This window comes from Ilumatobacter sp. (assembly GCF_046290335.1).
Lineage (GTDB): Bacteria > Actinomycetota > Acidimicrobiia > Acidimicrobiales > Ilumatobacteraceae > Ilumatobacter_A.
In genome coordinates this window covers 90,760-106,456 of record NZ_JBKAGH010000009.1, presented here as the reverse complement: position 1 = coordinate 106,456, position 15,697 = coordinate 90,760, and the positions used below count along the sequence as shown (strand labels likewise).

The 15,697-nt window shown below is 67.8% G+C and carries 13 protein-coding genes; 7 read left to right on the top strand and 6 right to left on the bottom strand.

Features of this window, described 5'->3' with window-relative positions:
- Nucleotides 1-2: 2 nt before the first annotated feature.
- Nucleotides 3-1,103 carry a D-2-hydroxyacid dehydrogenase gene (locus ACE37B_RS23270; protein ID WP_409925740.1) on the bottom strand — a complete coding sequence of 367 codons (1,101 nt, stop codon included), beginning with the start codon at nucleotides 1,101-1,103 and terminating at the stop codon, nucleotides 3-5.
- Complete coding sequence (locus tag ACE37B_RS23265) at nucleotides 1,100-1,957, bottom strand: fumarylacetoacetate hydrolase family protein (protein ID WP_409925739.1); 858 nt, start codon at nucleotides 1,955-1,957, stop codon at nucleotides 1,100-1,102. Before ACE37B_RS23265 ends, ACE37B_RS23270 begins: the two co-directional genes overlap by 4 nt.
- Nucleotides 1,958-2,113: 156 nt before the next feature.
- Between ACE37B_RS23265 and ACE37B_RS23260 the strand changes: the two genes are divergently transcribed.
- From ACE37B_RS23260 to ACE37B_RS23245, 4 genes are all read left to right on the top strand, one after another.
- Nucleotides 2,114-3,718, top strand: a complete 1,605-nt coding sequence (locus ACE37B_RS23260; RefSeq protein ID WP_409925738.1) for a GGDEF domain-containing protein — start codon at nucleotides 2,114-2,116, stop codon at nucleotides 3,716-3,718.
- 179 nt (nucleotides 3,719-3,897) lie between these two features.
- The gene (locus tag ACE37B_RS23255; protein WP_409925737.1) at nucleotides 3,898-5,979 is read left to right on the top strand and encodes an adenylate/guanylate cyclase domain-containing protein; all 2,082 of its coding nucleotides are present in this window, start codon (nucleotides 3,898-3,900) and stop codon (nucleotides 5,977-5,979) included.
- Entirely contained in the window at nucleotides 5,976-7,496 is a 1,521-nt protein-coding gene (locus tag ACE37B_RS23250) for a mechanosensitive ion channel domain-containing protein (protein WP_409925736.1), read from the top strand. Before ACE37B_RS23255 ends, ACE37B_RS23250 begins: the two co-directional genes overlap by 4 nt.
- Nucleotides 7,493-9,655, top strand: a complete 2,163-nt coding sequence (locus tag ACE37B_RS23245; protein WP_409925735.1) for a HAMP domain-containing protein — start codon at nucleotides 7,493-7,495, stop codon at nucleotides 9,653-9,655. Before ACE37B_RS23250 ends, ACE37B_RS23245 begins: the two co-directional genes overlap by 4 nt.
- 24 nt (nucleotides 9,656-9,679) lie before the next feature.
- Here ACE37B_RS23245 and ACE37B_RS23240 read toward each other — a convergent pair whose 3' ends face one another.
- Nucleotides 9,680-10,501 carry an SDR family NAD(P)-dependent oxidoreductase gene (locus ACE37B_RS23240; protein WP_409925734.1) on the bottom strand — a complete coding sequence of 274 codons (822 nt, stop codon included), beginning with the start codon at nucleotides 10,499-10,501 and terminating at the stop codon, nucleotides 9,680-9,682.
- Between the two features lie 119 nt (nucleotides 10,502-10,620).
- Between ACE37B_RS23240 and ACE37B_RS23235 the strand changes: the two genes are divergently transcribed.
- Together ACE37B_RS23235 and ACE37B_RS23230 are read left to right on the top strand one after the other, a co-directional pair.
- A complete protein-coding gene (locus ACE37B_RS23235; protein ID WP_409925733.1) occupies nucleotides 10,621-11,067 on the top strand; it encodes a bacterioferritin in 447 nt (148 codons plus the stop codon).
- Between the two features lies 1 nt (nucleotide 11,068).
- Complete coding sequence (locus ACE37B_RS23230) at nucleotides 11,069-11,431, top strand: hypothetical protein (RefSeq protein WP_409925732.1); 363 nt, start codon at nucleotides 11,069-11,071, stop codon at nucleotides 11,429-11,431.
- A gap of 15 nt (nucleotides 11,432-11,446) precedes the next feature.
- On the opposite strand, the gene ACE37B_RS23225 is transcribed toward ACE37B_RS23230, so the two are convergent.
- Both ACE37B_RS23225 and ACE37B_RS23220 read right to left on the bottom strand, forming a co-directional pair.
- On the bottom strand, nucleotides 11,447-11,983 hold the full coding sequence (locus tag ACE37B_RS23225; protein ID WP_409925731.1) for a pyridoxamine 5'-phosphate oxidase family protein: 537 nt from the start codon (nucleotides 11,981-11,983) through the stop codon (nucleotides 11,447-11,449).
- Nucleotides 11,984-12,302: 319 nt separating this feature from the next.
- Entirely contained in the window at nucleotides 12,303-13,082 is a 780-nt protein-coding gene (locus ACE37B_RS23220; RefSeq protein ID WP_409925730.1) for a VOC family protein, read from the bottom strand.
- A 156-nt stretch (nucleotides 13,083-13,238) separates the two neighbouring features.
- Between ACE37B_RS23220 and ACE37B_RS23215 the strand changes: the two genes are divergently transcribed.
- Nucleotides 13,239-14,456 carry a hypothetical protein gene (locus ACE37B_RS23215; protein ID WP_409925729.1) on the top strand — a complete coding sequence of 406 codons (1,218 nt, stop codon included), beginning with the start codon at nucleotides 13,239-13,241 and terminating at the stop codon, nucleotides 14,454-14,456.
- A gap of 67 nt (nucleotides 14,457-14,523) precedes the next feature.
- Here the strand turns inward: ACE37B_RS23215 and ACE37B_RS23210 are convergent, their stop codons facing one another.
- Nucleotides 14,524-15,579, bottom strand: a complete 1,056-nt coding sequence (locus ACE37B_RS23210) for a ferrochelatase (RefSeq protein ID WP_409925728.1) — start codon at nucleotides 15,577-15,579, stop codon at nucleotides 14,524-14,526.
- Between the last annotated feature and the right edge of the window lie 118 nt (nucleotides 15,580-15,697).

The following is a 15,697-nucleotide window of genomic DNA, read 5'->3' as shown; positions in this document are numbered from 1 at the left end:
GTTCATGAGTTCGTGTCGGCCGTGTCGGCCGTGTCGACGGCGTTGACGAGCGGTTCGGCGGCGAAGAAGTGGCCGAGGTTCGCCACGAACAGCGCCTCGAGGTTCTGGACGTAACGGTCGAGCGAGACCGACGAGTGCGGCGAGATGTAGATGTTCGGAGCGTCCCACAGCGGATCGTCCATGGGGAGCGGTTCGACGTGGGTGACGTCGAGGGCCGCAGCGCGAAGGTGACCGGACTCGAGCGCGGCGATCAAGTCGGCTTCGACGACGTGGGCCCCTCGCCCGACGTTGCAGAACAGCGAGCCAGCTGGCATGGCGGCGAACCGGTCGGCGTCGAACAGCCCGATCGTCGACGGGTTGGACGGCAACGTCGACACGACGGCGTCGCAACGAGCGAGCATCTCGTCGAGAGCGTCGGCCGGGAACAGTTCGTCGACGGCATCGTCGGTGTCACCGGGCTTCGCGCTGGCGCGCGTCGCGAGCACGGTCATGTCGAACGCTCGCGCACGGCGAGCGACCTCGCGGCCGATCGCGCCGAGACCAGCGATCCCCAGGGTGCGTCCGGTGAGCTCGGTGCCGAACATGCCCTCCCAGCGATGCTCGCGCTGCTGCGCGTCGAACGTGCGGAGGTTCTTCCACTCCTGGAGCAGGCGGGCGATCACGAACTCGGCGATGCCGGCCGAACCGAGACCGCTGGCGTTGGTGAGCAGCACACCCTGTCGATCGAATGCGTCGAGGTCGTACTTGTCGACGCCGGCCGTGATGCTCTGCACCCATTGGAGGTTCGGCATCAACTCGTCGAGACCTTCGGGCAGGTCCATTGCGACGGCGATCGTGGCGCGTTGCCAATGGGCGCGCATCTCGTCGGTGATCTCCGGCGTCTCGAGTCCGTCGGGGTTCCGGCCGCCGTGGTGCCCCCGCGCGGATCGCAGCGCCTCGGATTCGGTGTAGGGCGTCCAGAGCAACTCGGCGTCGGGATGGATCGCCGTGAGGGATTCGGCGAGCGCCGGAGGAGCGGGGAACGCGACCATGAACACCACGACCGGCGGGCTCGTCGGCTGGCTCGGCGTCGTGGAGGTCGAGTCGTGGTGCGACGAGGTCACGCGTGGTCTCCGATTCGGACACAGCGGTTGGTCATGGTGCCGAGCCCGGTCACCGAGGTCTCGACCACGTCGCCGTCGCGCAGGAACGCTCCTGTCGCTGCGCCGACACCGGCCGGCGTGCCGGTCCAGATGATGTCGCCGGCGCTCAGCGTGGTGATGTGCGAGAGATAGCTGATCAGCTTCGGAACGCCGAAGATGAGGTCGCCGGTGTTGCCGTCCTGGCGGAGGTCGCCGTTGACGGAGCATGTCAATCGGAGCGAGTCGGGGTCGTCGAATCCGTCGAGCGACCGCAACCATGGCCCCATCGGCCCGAAGGTGTCGAACGACTTCGCGAGGTCGAAGTGGGGCGGGCTCGAAGCGAACTGCATGCGACGATCGGAGACGTCCTGGCCCATCGTCAGGCCGATGACGTGCGACCACGCGTCTGCCTCGCTGATGTCGTGGCCTCCCCGCCCGATCACGACGATCACCTCGACCTCGTAGTCGACGAATTCGCTGCGCAGTTCGATGTCGGTCGCCGGACCGCAGATGCTCGACGGGAACTTCGTGAAGACCAACGGTTGCTCGGGAGGGGTGAGGTTCGACTCGGCGGCGTGGTCGGAGTAGTTCAACCCGACGGCGAACACGTTGCGCGGGCGCGGGACGGGTGCGCCGAGTACCACGTCGGCGAGCTCGCCGGTCGGCTCGGCGTCGGCGAGCCGTTCGGTGGCAGCGCGCACCCCGGCTTCGTCGGCCAGGGCGGTCATCGGGTCGGATCCGATCGCACCGCCGCTGAGTGACTCGAGGTCGTGGTACCGATCTCGGTCGTCGAGTAGTGCTGCTCGGCCGTCGATGTTGGCCAATCGGAATCCCATGGGTCGCACGCTAGGCGCTCGCAGTCCGCGAACCGGCCGCGGAGGGTGGTGCGACGATCAAGGAATCGTCAGCCTCGGGACGAGGCCGTCAAGCCCACGTGTCGTCGGGCCGACATTCATACATGAGGTGTGAGTCGAGATGAGGATCGGGTCGAGATGACGATCGAGTCGAGTGAGGAGCTGACCGCGGCGGCACGCCGTATGTCGCTCGCGCCCGACGACGACGTGGTCACTCGAATCGACGCCGCCATCGCGGCCACCTCTCCGGTCAGCGATCCAGCGGAACTCGGCAAGTTACTCGTCGCCCGCTGCGTGGCGTTGCAGGGGCGCGGCGACGCATCGCTCCAGGCTGCCTCGGCTCGCGAGGCCGTGCCGTACCTGGTCGCAGCAGGCGAGATCTCTGTCGCGGCATTCGCGTCGTCGATGGCGGCGGTGTTCCTCGACCAGATCGGCGAGTCGGCGGCAGCGGTCGACCACGTCGTCGATGCGTTGGTGATGCTCGCCGACCTCTCGGAGGGCCCGGAACCCATCGCCGACGTCGACGCGGTGCGAGCCGCGCTCGGGGTGTCGGGGTTTTTCATGCGGCTCGGCGCGTTCGAACTCGCGGTCGACTCGGGCCGCCATGCGTTCGAGGGGGCCCGACATCTTGCAGGGGTGCCCGTCGATCCGGTCGCCTATTCGTTCGGCTACATGAGCGTAGAAGCGGCGTACGCCACGAAGGACCCGATTCGGCGAGCGTGCTACATGAACGACGTCACCGCCGCGATCGAGTGGCTTCGTCGTGACGGCGTCGACGAGGTGTCGCGCACGATGCTGGCTGATGGGCTGGCAGGCGAAGCGGCGGTGGTGGTCGACGAGCCGATGGATCGAATGGTGCTCGATGCTGCCGAACGCCACTATCGCGACGCAGCACCCGATCTCGTCGCCTGGCACCGGCTCGTCCGGGCGATGCACGCGGCGCGCCAGGACGCTCCGGGGACGACGGTCGAACTGCTCGATCTGGCGATTCCGGGCCTCGAAGCGAGTGCTGACAACCATTGCCTGGCGCGAGCACTGGAGGAGCGGTCGCGGGCGCTTGCCGCGCTCGGTCAACACGATCGTGCAAGCGCCGATGCGCTACGGCTGGCGCGCTTGTCGCGAGCCTGGCATCTCGAGCAGGTCGGCCGTCTCGGCGACCAGATCCGCCGCCGAGCCGAGCTGGAACGGTCGAGTTCGGTGCTGCGGGACATCGCCGAGCGTCTCGCCGACGACATCGATCGAGATGCTCTGACCGGCGTGAAGTCGCGCCGATGGTTGGACCGCCGACTGAGCGAACTCGAACGGACTCCGGGGCTCGGCGTCGCGATGATGTTCGACATCGATCACTTCAAGGTCGTCAACGACACGTTCGGGCATCACGTCGGTGACGACGTGCTCGCTCGGTTCGCCGAGCTGTTGCGCGTGAGCGTCGGGCCGGCGGCGGCGGTCGCCCGTGTCGGCGGCGAAGAATTCGTCGTCGTCATGTGCGACCTCGACGTCGTTGAGGTCGGTGACGACGTCGCGTCGCTCGGGTGGTCGGCGGCCGAGCGTGTCCGTCTCACCATCGCCACGCACGACTGGGAGAGCATCGCCAGTGGCCTCGAGCTCACGGTGAGCGGCGGCGTCGCCGTGGGCGTGTTGTCGGACGTTCGCCAGTTGCTCGTCGAAGCCGATGCGCGTCTGCTCGATGCGAAACGCCTCGGCCGCAACCGCGTCGTGGTGCGACCACTCGTCGCGACCTGACGCGAGCGAGCCTGCGCTGGCACCGCCGGCAGCACTATCGTCGGTCTCGTGAATCCACGGGGGCCTCGACAGGCGGTGCGGTGACAGACGCTGTGCACCCAGCGTCGTCGGCACGCAAGCCTCGTCGCCGGTTCGTGCAACGCCGTACGCCGGGCGCCCGATCCCGTCGTGGCGTGTCGATGGCGACTCGGATCGCGGCGGCAGCCGTCCTCGTCGGCATCGGCTCGCTCGGTGTGGCGACCGTCGTCGGCGTCGACGCAGGCAGCGACCTCGACACGGAACTGACGAACGATCAGATCGCTGCGCTTCGGCTGTCGGGTGACGTCGACATCTCCTCCTACTTCGGGTCGTTGTCGCGTACGACGAGTGCGTTGGCGGCGAGTCCGCAGGCGGGGGTCGTCATCGAGCGGCTCAGCTCGACACTCGACGAGATCGGTGATGTCGCGCCGAGCGCTGCCGAGCGCGAGCGGCTCGCGGTGTCGTATCTCGAACGATTCGTCGAACCGCAGCGGCAACTGGGTCGCGACGTCGAGTTGCGCGACGTCGTGCCGGCCGATGACGCGGCGGCGCGAGTGCAGCTGCTGTATGCCAGCGATCCCGACAACGTCGCAGCGCCGCGAGCGCTCGACGACGCAGGCGACGGCAGCCTCTGGAGTGAGTCGCATCGAGAAGTGCATCCGGTCTATCGCGACGTCGCTTCGCGACTGGGGCTGTTCGATCTCCTGCTCGTCGACGACTCGGGCCGAGTGGTCTACTCGGTGGAGAAGCACCCCGAGATCGGCACTGATCTCGCTACCGGTCCGTTCAGCGGCTCGGTGCTCGACGTCACCGTGTCCGCCGTCCTCGAAGCGCCCGACGAGGGCGTCGAGGTGAGCGATCTGGCCGACTACCTGCCGGCTCTGGGTGAGCCGGTCGGCGTGGTGGCGCACGCCGTTTTCGAGCCCGCCACGGGCGACGCGGCGGGGGCGCTCGTGCTGATGTTCCGCGGAAGCGACCTGACGGAACGCATCACCGCGGGTGAGAACTGGCCAGCCGCTGGCTTCCCGGAAGGCGCAGACACCTACCTCGTTGGCCCCGACGGCACGCTGCGCAGCGACCCCAGGGGGTATCTGGAGTCGCCAGCCGCATATCTCGACGCCGTCGAAGACCTGGGGCGCCTCACCGCCGACGAACGCTCGACGATCGGCTCGACCGGCACCGTCGCGACCGTCCTGCGTGCTCGCGACGACACCGTCAACGCCGGCCGAGGGGGAGCGGCCACGGTCGACCGTCGTGCGTCGATCGTCGGCGTGGACGTGGTGTCGACGTCGGCGCCGTTGAGCTTCGGTGGACTCGACTGGCTGGTCGTGTCCGAGATCGAGGTCGAGGCGGCCGAGGGAGGCTTCGACGACTTTCGACGCTTGCTCACCGTCGGCGCTGCGATCTTCGTCGTCCTGCTCGCGTTCGCCGCCGTCGCATGGGCCAATTCCGTCGTGCGGCCGATTCGCTCGATCAGCGATCGGCTCGGATCTTCGGGTTCGATCGGCGATCCCATCGAGATCCCGCCGCAGAGCCCGATCGAGTTCGCGGAGCTGGCGATCGGTTTCGAGACGATGGCAGCGACCCTGGCCGAGCAGCAGTCAGAGCTCGAGCGGGCGCTTGCCGAACGGCTGCGGGTGTTGCGGGAACTGCTGCCGCCAGCGGAGGCCGAACGCGTGATCCTCGGCGAGGAGCACGCACCGGAGGAGGTCCGACAGGCCACGATCGCCGTGGTCGTGTTCGACGGCCTCGACGAGGTCGTCGACGATGACACGGGATCGGCCAGATCGAGGGTCGACGAACTCCTCTACGAGGTGGACGCCGTCGCCCTCCGTCACGGACTCGACCGGATCAAGTTGATCGGTGACACCTACTACGCCTCCTGTGGCCACGACCGGCCCTACATCGACCACGCACCGCGCTCCGTCGCCTTCGCCGAGGAACTCCTCGACCGTGTCGCGCGGTTCGGAGAACTCGAAGGTGTCGATGTGCGCCTCGGCGTCGGCGTGCACACCGGTCCGGTCACCGCAGGGCTCACGGGGGCCAACCACCTGCTCTACGACGTGTGGGGCGACACGGTCACCGTGGCGCATGCGCTCGCTCGACGAGGCACGGCGGGAACGATCGTCGTCTCCGATGCCGTGCGTTCGAGACTGCCCGACGGCGCAGTGACGCTCGACCCGCTGCGTGACGACGTGCCGCTGTGGACGGTTCGCCGCGAGGTGCCGGGGGTGCTGACGTGAGGTCGTTCGGCGACACGAGCGCACTCTGGGCAGTGGTCGTGATCGTGGTGGTCCCCCTGGCGATCATCGTGGTGGCCGAGCTCGACGAGCGACTCCGCCAGCGCGAGTCCGCGCTTCGGTCGTCGGTCGTCACGCTTCGCAACTGGACCCTCCCGTTCTTCGCGATCTGGGCGCTGCTCGTCCCGGTGCTCGGACTCGACGGTGGTGACTTCGTCGTGCGCGCGGCCGGCACCGGACTGGTGTTGTCGATCGCCGTCGCGGTGTACGGCGTCATCGGTCGCCTCGTGGCCGACGTGCGTTCCCGGCCAGCTGTCCCGGGACGTCGCGCCGTGCCACAGCTCGTGTTGGCCCTGCCGAAGATCGCCACGATTCTCGTCGCCGCGTGGTTGCTGGTCGACGATGTGTGGGGTGTCGACCTGTCGGCCGCGCTCACCGCGCTCGGCGTCACCTCGCTCGTGATCTCCTTCGCATTGCAAGACACGCTCAGCGGCCTGGCTGCTGGTTTGCTGCTGCTGTCGGATCAACCGTTCCAGCCGGGTGACTGGATCCGTGCGGGAGATGTGGAAGGCAAGGTCGTCGACATCAACTGGCGGACCTCCCGGATCCTGACCCGTGACGGCGACACGGTGATCGTGCCCAACAGCGAGCTGGCGGGTGCGAGCGTGGTCAACTACTCCTCGCCCGATGCGCTCCATCGGGTCGTGGTGTCGGTGCAGGTCGCGTTCCACAATCCGCCGACGCTGGCGAAGGCGATGCTGCTCGACGCCGCCCGCGGAACACGCGGAGTGGTGGCCGATCCCCCGCCCGCGGTTCGGGTCGTGCAGGTCGACGACCCGTTGATGACCTACGAGGTCGACATGTGGATCGAGGACTACGCGATCGCTCCGCGCGTGTCGAGCGATTTCGGTTCATTGGTCTGGTACCAGTCGCACCGTCACGGTGTCGGGCTCCCCAGCCCTGCTCAAGATCTCTTCATCTACGACGGTGTCACGACCGCCGCGTCGAGCACGCCGACCACGGCCGAACTCCGAGCGCGGCTTGCCGCGTCGCCATTGCTCGCGTCGCTCGACGACGACCAACTCGACCTCTTGGCGAACGCGGGCCACGCCCTGCGCTATGCCGTCGGCGAGGAACTGTTGCGAGCGTCGGCAGGCAGCCGCGACCTGGTGGTGTTGGTCGACGGGACGGCATTGCTCCAGTTGGTCGGGCCGGATCGACCGGATGTCGCCGTGTCGGACCTGCGCAGCGGAGACGTGATGGGCCTGCTCGACGGTTCGGGTGTCGCTGGCCGTGATCTGGTGATCCGGGCGATGACCGACTGCGACGTGGTGATCGTCGATGCCGACGTGGCCGGTGAGGTGGTGTCTCGCAGCGCGGCGTTGTCGGCAGCGCTCAACCGGATCACCGAGGTCCGGCGCCATCGACTCGAGCGACTCCTCGCGGCCGATACCAGCCACATCGCTGAACCTGGCCGGGGTAGCAGCCTTGGTGCGACCGATCGGGAGGTCTCGTCGTGACCGGACTGATCGACTCCAGCGAGCCAGCCGACACGACCAGCGATCGCTCCGACGCGACGGTGCGGACGCGTTGGTGGCATCGGCCCCGGCGGCTGAGTCGTCAACTCACCGGTGTGTTCGTCGGCGTGGCTGCGGTCTCGGTGTTGTTGATCGGCAGTCTGAACTTCGTTGCTGCACGCGATCTTCTCGACGATGGTACGAAGGAGCAACTCGTCGACATCGGTCGAGCTCGCGCGTATGCGATCGAGCTGGGGGCGGAATCGCTGGTGACCGAGGTGTCGGTGCTCGCGTCGGACCTGGCGGTGTCCTTCGCGCTCGACGACTTCGCCGATGCGTTCGCGGCGATGGACGACACGCTCGACGAGCCGACGGACGTGGCGCTCAGCGAGTTCTATGCCCAGGACGTGATCGATCCGCTCACCGCCGGCGACGTCGCCACGGTCGCGGGCCTCGACAAAGTCGACCCGGAGCGGCTCGAGCCGACCGATCCGCGGGAGCGGTACCTGCAGGGCGTGTACACGCTCGCCGGGGTAGACCGCGTGGAGCGGCGCGCCGTGGTCGATCCCGGCGACGGGTCGGCGTACACCGAGGTGCACGCTCGCCAGCATCCGTTCCTGCGTTCGCTGTCCGACGCCGTCGGCGTCGGCGACCTGCTGCTCGTCGATGCACAGGGCAACGTTGTGTATTCGGTCAACAAGCGCGTCGACGTCGGGACCTCGTTCGCCGATGGGCCGTTCGCAACGTCCAACCTCGCGGTGGCGTTGCGCGATGGTCTCGATCGCGTGCGTGTCGGCGACGCGGTCATCGCCGATTTCGAACGCTATCTCCCGGCGGCGGGCCGGTCGGTCGCGTTCATCGCCGCAGCGGTTCGGCTCGAGACCGAGGTGATCGGTGCGCTCGTGGTCGAGATCGACGTCGACGCGCTGACTCGGGTGACGACCGCTGACGAACAGTGGGAACTCGTCGGTCTCGGCGGCGGCGAGAGCTACGTGGTGGGCGCCGACCTGCTGTTGCGCAGCGAGAGCCGTCGCTGGATCGAGGACCCCGACGACTATCTGTCTCGGGTCGACGACCCGGTGACCCGAACGCTCATCGAGGGGTTCGGGTCCCCTATCGGCGTGCAACAGGTCGACACCGAGCCAGCGCGCGAGGCGCGGGATGGGCGCGATTTCGAGGGGTCGGCGACGAACTACCTCGGCGAGTCGACGTTCAGTTTCGCGACGCCGATCGACGTTGTCGGCGTCGATTGGGCGGTCGTCGTCGATGTGCCCAACAGCGACGTGGCCTCACCGCTGTCTGCCTACGCTCGGCGGCTCGGGCTCGTGCTGATGCTCACCCTGCCGATCGCCGGAGCGATCGGCTGGTGGTTGTCGCGTCGCATGACTCGCCCGATTCCGCCCGTGATCGCCGCGGCGCGCGCCGTGCTCGACGGGGAGCGGGATCCGCAGATCGATTCGTCGACGAACGACGAGTTCGCCGATCTCTCCCGCCGGCTGGCTCAGATGGCTCGGCGGCTCGGCGCGCAAGAGGCGGCGCTGGTCGAGGAGTACGACGCGAAGCGCCAGCTCCTCGAAGCGTTTCTCCCCAAGCGTGTCGTCGGTGCCGACGGGGAGGTCACCGGTTCGGGTGACGTGCTCGAGGATGCGACCGTGGTTGCCGTGGAGGTCGTCGTCGAGAGCGACGACGACCGCGACGACGACCTGGTCGCCGCCGCGCGCCGGATCGTGGCCGTCGCGGCCGATCACGGCGTCGAACTCGTGCGCGGCGCTGCTGATCGATTCTTGTTCCTCGTCGGGATCGGCAGCGACGGGCCGTGCGCGGACGCGGCGATCGGCTTCGCGCAGGCGGTGGTCGACGCTGTGCACGGTGACGCTGTGCACGGTGACGGTGTGCACGGTGACGCGGAGCTGCGCGCGCGGGTTGTCGTCGGGATGGCGAGCGGCGAGGTCGGCACAGGCCTGCTCCAACGCGGCTCGCTGACGTTCGCTGCTTGGGGGGCACCGGTGCGGCAGGCGCTGGCGATCAGCAGCGAACGCAACGAGTTCGGGGTGATCGTGGACGGCTCGACACGAGACGCGCTCGGTGACGGCTCGAGGGTTCGACTCGTCGAGGGCTCGTCGCCGACGAGATGGCGTCTCGCCGCGTCGGCCACCGCCTGACGCTGCGCCGGCAAGGGCTGCGGATCAGCGTGGCTTCGCGCCGCCACCGACGCGCAGGATCTCGCCGCTCACCCAACTGGCCGCGTCGGACGCGAGGTACACGCACGCCGCTCCGATGTCTTGGGGCGTACCGAGGCGACCGAGGGGGATGTTCCAGTCCTCGAGGATCTCGTCGAGTTCGCTTTCGTCACGACCGATCGCCGTGAGCATCACCTCGGTCGGGATTGCGCCAGGCGCGACGCCGTTCACCCGGATCTTCGGCGCGAGCTCGGCCGACAGCGTCCAGGTGAGCGAGTTCGTCGCCGCCTTGGCCGCGCCATAGTGCGCGCTGCCGGGCACCGGGCCGGTGCCGGCGCCGGAGGAGATGTTGATGATCGACCCGGTGTCGATGTGGCGAGCTGCCGTCATCGAGCCGACGTAGACCGAGGTCAGGTTGAGCGCGATCGTTCGATCCCATTCCTCTCGGGGAAGCTCGCTCAGCGGCATCCGCATCGGTGATCCACCAGCGTTGTTGACCCAGGTGGAGAGGCGGCCGAATTCTGACACGGCAGCGACAGCGAGCGCTTCGAGTGCGTCGTCGTCGGTCACGTCGGTGGTCACGGCGATCGCTCGACCGCCGGCGTCACGGATGGACGCTGCGACCCGCTGGATCTCCTCGGTGCGTCGGGCGGCGACGACGACCGCCGCACCGGCCTCGGCGAAGGAGGTGGCGATGCCTTCGCCGATGCCGCGACCCCCGCCGGTGATCACCGCGACGTGCTCGGACATGTCGAACAACTCTGGTGTGCTGCGTGCCAGATGCTCGCTGGGCGTGTGCTGGCTGGGCGTTGCGGGCGGCATCGTCATGGTGGCCAGTGTGTCCGCGGTGCCGGCGGCGGCTCGGGTCGGACGCACTGCAAATCTCCGTTGAGTTCGAAGGTTAGGCGGACTTAACGTTCGGCCGGGGAGCGGTGTAGGATGCGCAGATGGTCGATTCGATGATCAACACCGAACACGTCATCCCGGTTCTCAACGAGATCATGCTCGCCGAACTCTCGGGCGTCGTTCGCTACACCCACTACTCGCTGGTCATCACCGGCCCGAACCGCCTGCCGCTCGTCGCGTTCATGCAGGCCCAAGCCGACGAGTCGTTGCTCCACGCTCGTCAGGCCGGGGAGATCCTGACCGGACTCGGCGGCCACCCGACGCAGGGAATTCGCCCGATCGAAGAATCCCACGACCACGCGATCGAGACGATCCTGCGGGAATCGATCGAGCATGAGCGCCGGGCACTCGACCTCTATCGTCAGTTGCTCGGGCTGTCCGAAGGCAACTCGGTCTACCTCGAAGAGTACGCCCGGACGCAGATCGGCTCCGAAGAGCTGCACGTCATCGAGATGAACAAGCTCCTCCGCGACTACACCATCGGCTGACATGGGCGCGTCGAAGCTGTCTGTCACGGCATCTGGCGTCACCACCGTCGCGCTGTGTGCGGGCAAGGATTGCCGCAAACGCAAGGAGTTCGGCAAGCTCCGCTCCGAACTCGACGACCAGTGCACGGTCGTCGATCTGGCCTGCGTCGGCATCTGCAGCGGCCCAGTCGTCGTGGTCAACCCGGCCTCGAAGCAACCGCTCGTGTTCGCCAAGTTGCGCACGAAGCGGGATCGCCGCGCTGTCATCGAGTTGGCCGTTCGTGGCGGCAAGCCGACCAAGCCGCTCCGCTCGCGAGCGGTTTCGAGGTCGACTCGGACCACCACCATCCGGCGCGTCCGCCGGGTGATCCCGCAGACGGCCTGAATCGTTCAGACGAACTCAGACGTTGCTCGTCGTCGAACCCGCGGGGGAGTTGGCGAACATCGCCTCGGAGTCGAATCCGATGCGAGCGTCGGGATCGATGCGAATGACGACGCGCCCCGGTGAGTCGAGATGTGCAGCGAAGGCGGCCTGTGCCTCAGGGTTGGCCGGCCGCACCTTTGCCGCGAGGACGGGGTAGAACCACGAGCGAGTCGTCTCGTCGTCCAACACGGTGGCCGTGCCCTTGTACGTGACCGCCTGGCTGATCCCGATGTTCGTGCCGCGACTCGAGATGGCGACGGCGACGCGAGGTCGGGCCTCGATCGCCGGGACGCGTTTGCGTCGCCGAGTACAGGTCAGCCAGAACGCACCGTCGAGGTAGACGAAGTTCATGATCACGCCGACCGGATCGCCATCGCGCGTCGACCACATGAATGTGCACTCGGTCTGCGTGTCGAGCAGCGTCTGCTCGCGCTCGTCTGACAGCGTGAACATCGAGACGTCTTCGTAGCTGTCGGTGTACTCGCTCGTGTCGTCGCCGTCGGCCTCCGTCATGCCCGTCATCATCGTCGGTCGTCGGTGCGGTGCTCGCCTCGGAGCGTCGACGGTGCGATTCATCCAGCGTTCGCCGACGCGCCACCTCGACGCAAGCTCGGCTCCATCTCGACGCCACTCGCGTCGTCGATGATCTCGGCCATGCGCATCCGACTCGACCGCTGGCTCGACGACATGGGTCGGTACATCGTCGAACACGGCTGGGCTGACCCGTGGTGCTCGGTGGCGCCGATCGTCGATTCTCGACGGGAGCGTGGAGGCGACTGCGGGGATGGGTTCGATCGAGATGATCGAGACGGGAACGGCGCCGGTCGCGTCGTCACTCCGCCGGCGCTACCGGCGGGTCGGGGAAACTGACCTTCGACCACATCTCCGCGTCGGGCATCCCCATGAGCGCGTCGCGGATCACCTCCGGATAGTGCAGGTTCGGAAGATCCGGGTCGTACGGCGGCTGTGAGACTGCCTCGTCGGGACGCTCGAACTCGTCCGGTCGCATGAGCCGGGCGAGTTCGTCGTTGCTGATGCCGCACAGGCCTTGGACCTCGGGGTCGATCCACTGGGACGCATCGATCGCCGAGCCCGTCGTGACTTCCAGCGCGAGGTGCTCTGGGCCGCCGAAGTAGATCGACTGGCAGAACCCGTGGTCGATCGGCCCCATCACCTGGATGCCGTGATGGCGAATGCGGTCGCGCATCGTGAGGAGTTCGTCGAGGCTGTCGACGTGCAGCGCGAGATGCTGCATCGCGCCGGCCGTCACCGGGTCGCCGGCGTTGCCCGCGTGGCTGATACCCCACTGCGGCTCCGTCGGGTTGGCCGGCGTCTGGACGAAGGCGATGTAGCTGTCGGGAGCCAACTCGACGAAGCCGTGGAACGTGTTCGGGACGCCGTGCATCCAGTAGAGCGCCTTGGTCGGACAGCCCAGCACGTCGCTCCAGAACGTGAGTTGGGTCTTCATGTCGGCGGTCGAGATCGCCAGGTGGTTCACGCCGCGCGGATGCAGGTCGGGCGCGGGCTTGGCGCCGGTGTCGGGGTACGTTCGACGCTCGAGTTGCGTCGTGTTCTCGGTCGGATTCTTGGTCGTGTTCGCGGTCGTGGTCATCGTGGTCTCCTCGATCGTGCTGTCCACGACAGTTCAGCACGAATCGGCCGCCGGGTGTATCTCCGAACGGTTCATGAGCGCCATGGCTGATGATTCCGATACGTGAATCTCGTCGGTTTCGTGCGCGGGCCCGAACGCTTGGCACGGTCGGGGTGCATGATTCGTCAGCGCGGTTCCGGTCGTACCCAGCGTGCCTCCCATCCTGTCCCGAGTCGCTCGCGTTGGGCAGCGGTCGGCGCAGCGCTGGCGGTGTCGTTGGGGGCGGGTGGAGCGCTCTTCGCCTCGGCCGAAGGAGCCTCGACCGCGTCCACCTTCACGCCGATCGACGGTTGTCGACTCCACGACACTCGTGACGAGGATCGGGCGTTCGCCGACGCGGAAACGCGGACGATCGAGGTGGTGGGTGGCGATTGCGACGTGCCTGCCGATGCCATCGCGGTGACGCTGACGTTGACCGCCGTCGGCCACGCGGATCGAGGGTTCCTGTCGGCGTGGCCCGACGGCGAACAGAGCAAGGTGTCGTCGTTGAACTTCGACGGCACCCGATCGGCCATCGCCAACACCACCACGGTGAAGTTGTCGGCCAAGGGCACGTTCGAACTGCACGCGTCGGTTCCGACGCACGTCATCGTCGACATCGGCGGCTACCACACGCTCAGTGGAGCCGGGGTCACCGGAGCGGTGGGCAAGACCGGTCCGGCCGGGCCAGCGGGAGCCGACGGCAAGGACGGAGCCGACGGCGACAACGGCGTCGATGGCAAGGACGGAGTCGACGGGAAGGACGGAGTCGACGGTGCCGACGGCGCACCGGGCGTCGACGGGGCGGATGGGGCGCCGGCGGTCCAACTCGTCGGACTGACGTTCCAGTCGACGGTGACGGCTCTGTTCGGCGACGCTCCGACCGGTGTCGGCAACGGCGACAGTGTCTGGTTCGGTGTCGATCTCCCCGTTGGCGCCGACGTGGCCGAGATCGTGGGCTCGTGCCTTTCCTTCAGCGGGAACGATGACGCTGCTGCTCAGGCTTGGACGTTCGAGCCGGTCCCGTTCGTCCTGACCTACTCGAGCGGCCATCGGCAGTTCGGGTCGATCGATGGTGTCGAGATCTGTGACGGCGGCACGGACCCGGACCATGGTTTCCCGTACCCCGACACCATCCACTTCCTCGACGGGGCGAACGATGTGTACGAAGTACGCGACCACGACGGCACGTGGATCAGTGAATCGATCCCGGACGATCTGCATCTCGCCACGCTCGACATCGCCCGACCGGAAGTGTTCGACCTCACGTTCTACTTCGGGAACCCGTCGTACATGAGCTATCACTACGACTACATGGTCGCCCAGGACACGACGGTCGTCACCCGCACCCCCTGAGCGCGGTGGGCGATCGCTCCTGACCTGGTTCGAGCACCAGCGGTCGAGCCGGTTGGTAGCCGGTTGGTTACGTCGGTCGACCCGGTCTGCCGGTGGGCTCGGTGCCGGGTGGGGCGAGGCAGTGGCCGTCGGGGCACGGGTCGGGCCACGGCCCGGCGTCGCCGACCCACAGCACCGGGCCGTCGGCGATCTTCTCCTCGACGAGCTGGCGCAACCCGCTGACGAAGGTGGGATGCGTTCCGACCGTGGGTGCGCGCCGCAGGTCGATCCCGGCGTCGGCAGCGGTCTGCGCTGCCTGATGGTCGAGGTCGAACTGCACTTCCATGTGATCGCTGATGAAGCCGAGCGGCACGAGGGTCACGTCGGTGACGCCGGATTCGGCGAGGGCGACGAGATGGTCGTTGATGTCGGGTTCGAGCCACGGGACCTGCGGCGGCCCGCTGCGGCTCTGGAACGCGAGGTCCCACTCGGCGCCGGCACGCTCGGCGAGGAGCGCGGCCATCTCGTTCAGTTGGGACTCGTAGTCACACCACCGCGCCATCGACAGCGGGATCGAATGCGCGGTGAACACGAGGCGCGCCCCGGGCCGGTGAACCTCGGCGATCCGTGCTTCGACGGCGTCGATGAACCCCGGATGGTTGTAGTACAGCCGGAGCTTGTGGAGCTCGGGTGCTCGGTCGCCGACCGTGGCGCTCGCCTGTTGGAGATCTTCTCGATACTGCCGACAGCCGCTGTACGACGAGAACGCCGAGGTCGCCAACACCAGTGCTCGCTGCACCCCGTCGTCGGCCATCTGCGCGACGGTGTCGCTCAGGTACGGCTCCCAGTTGCGGTTGCCGAAGTAGATCGGCAGCTCGATGCCGTGCTGCTCGAACTCGGTTCGCAGGGCGTCGATGAGCGCGAGGTTCTGTTCGTTGATCGGCGAGCGCCCGCCGAACTGTTCGTACTGCTCGGCCACGACCGCGAGCCGTTCGTCGGGGACGTTGCGGCCGGCCGTGACGTTTCGCAGGAACGGCATCACGTCGTCGGGACCGTTCGGCCCGCCGAAACTCACCACGCAGAGCGCGTCGTAGGTCGGGCTCCCCGTGGTGTCGGCACGCGTCTCGGCGGGTGTTCCAGTCACCGGTTCAGTATGGAGCGCCGACGATCGCCCTCACCCCACCGAGCAACGAGTTCCATCCCGAGGTGCGGTGCGCCGCTGTCCCGCATCGTGAGCTGACGCGGTGGTCTCGTGCGGTGAT

Coding starts and splice junctions, on each gene's coding strand:
- ACE37B_RS23265 (WP_409925739.1), bottom strand. CDS start 1,957: ATGGGATTCCGATTGGCCAACATCGACGGCCGAGCAGCACTACTCGAC.
- ACE37B_RS23260 (WP_409925738.1), top strand. CDS start 2,114: ATGACGATCGAGTCGAGTGAGGAGCTGACCGCGGCGGCACGCCGTATG.
- ACE37B_RS23255 (WP_409925737.1), top strand. CDS start 3,898: ATGGCGACTCGGATCGCGGCGGCAGCCGTCCTCGTCGGCATCGGCTCG.
- ACE37B_RS23240 (WP_409925734.1), bottom strand. CDS start 10,501: ATGACGATGCCGCCCGCAACGCCCAGCCAGCACACGCCCAGCGAGCAT.
- ACE37B_RS23235 (WP_409925733.1), top strand. CDS start 10,621: ATGGTCGATTCGATGATCAACACCGAACACGTCATCCCGGTTCTCAAC.
- ACE37B_RS23230 (WP_409925732.1), top strand. CDS start 11,069: ATGGGCGCGTCGAAGCTGTCTGTCACGGCATCTGGCGTCACCACCGTC.
- ACE37B_RS23225 (WP_409925731.1), bottom strand. CDS start 11,983: ATGACGGAGGCCGACGGCGACGACACGAGCGAGTACACCGACAGCTAC.
- ACE37B_RS23220 (WP_409925730.1), bottom strand. CDS start 13,082: ATGACCACGACCGCGAACACGACCAAGAATCCGACCGAGAACACGACG.
- ACE37B_RS23215 (WP_409925729.1), top strand. CDS start 13,239: ATGATTCGTCAGCGCGGTTCCGGTCGTACCCAGCGTGCCTCCCATCCT.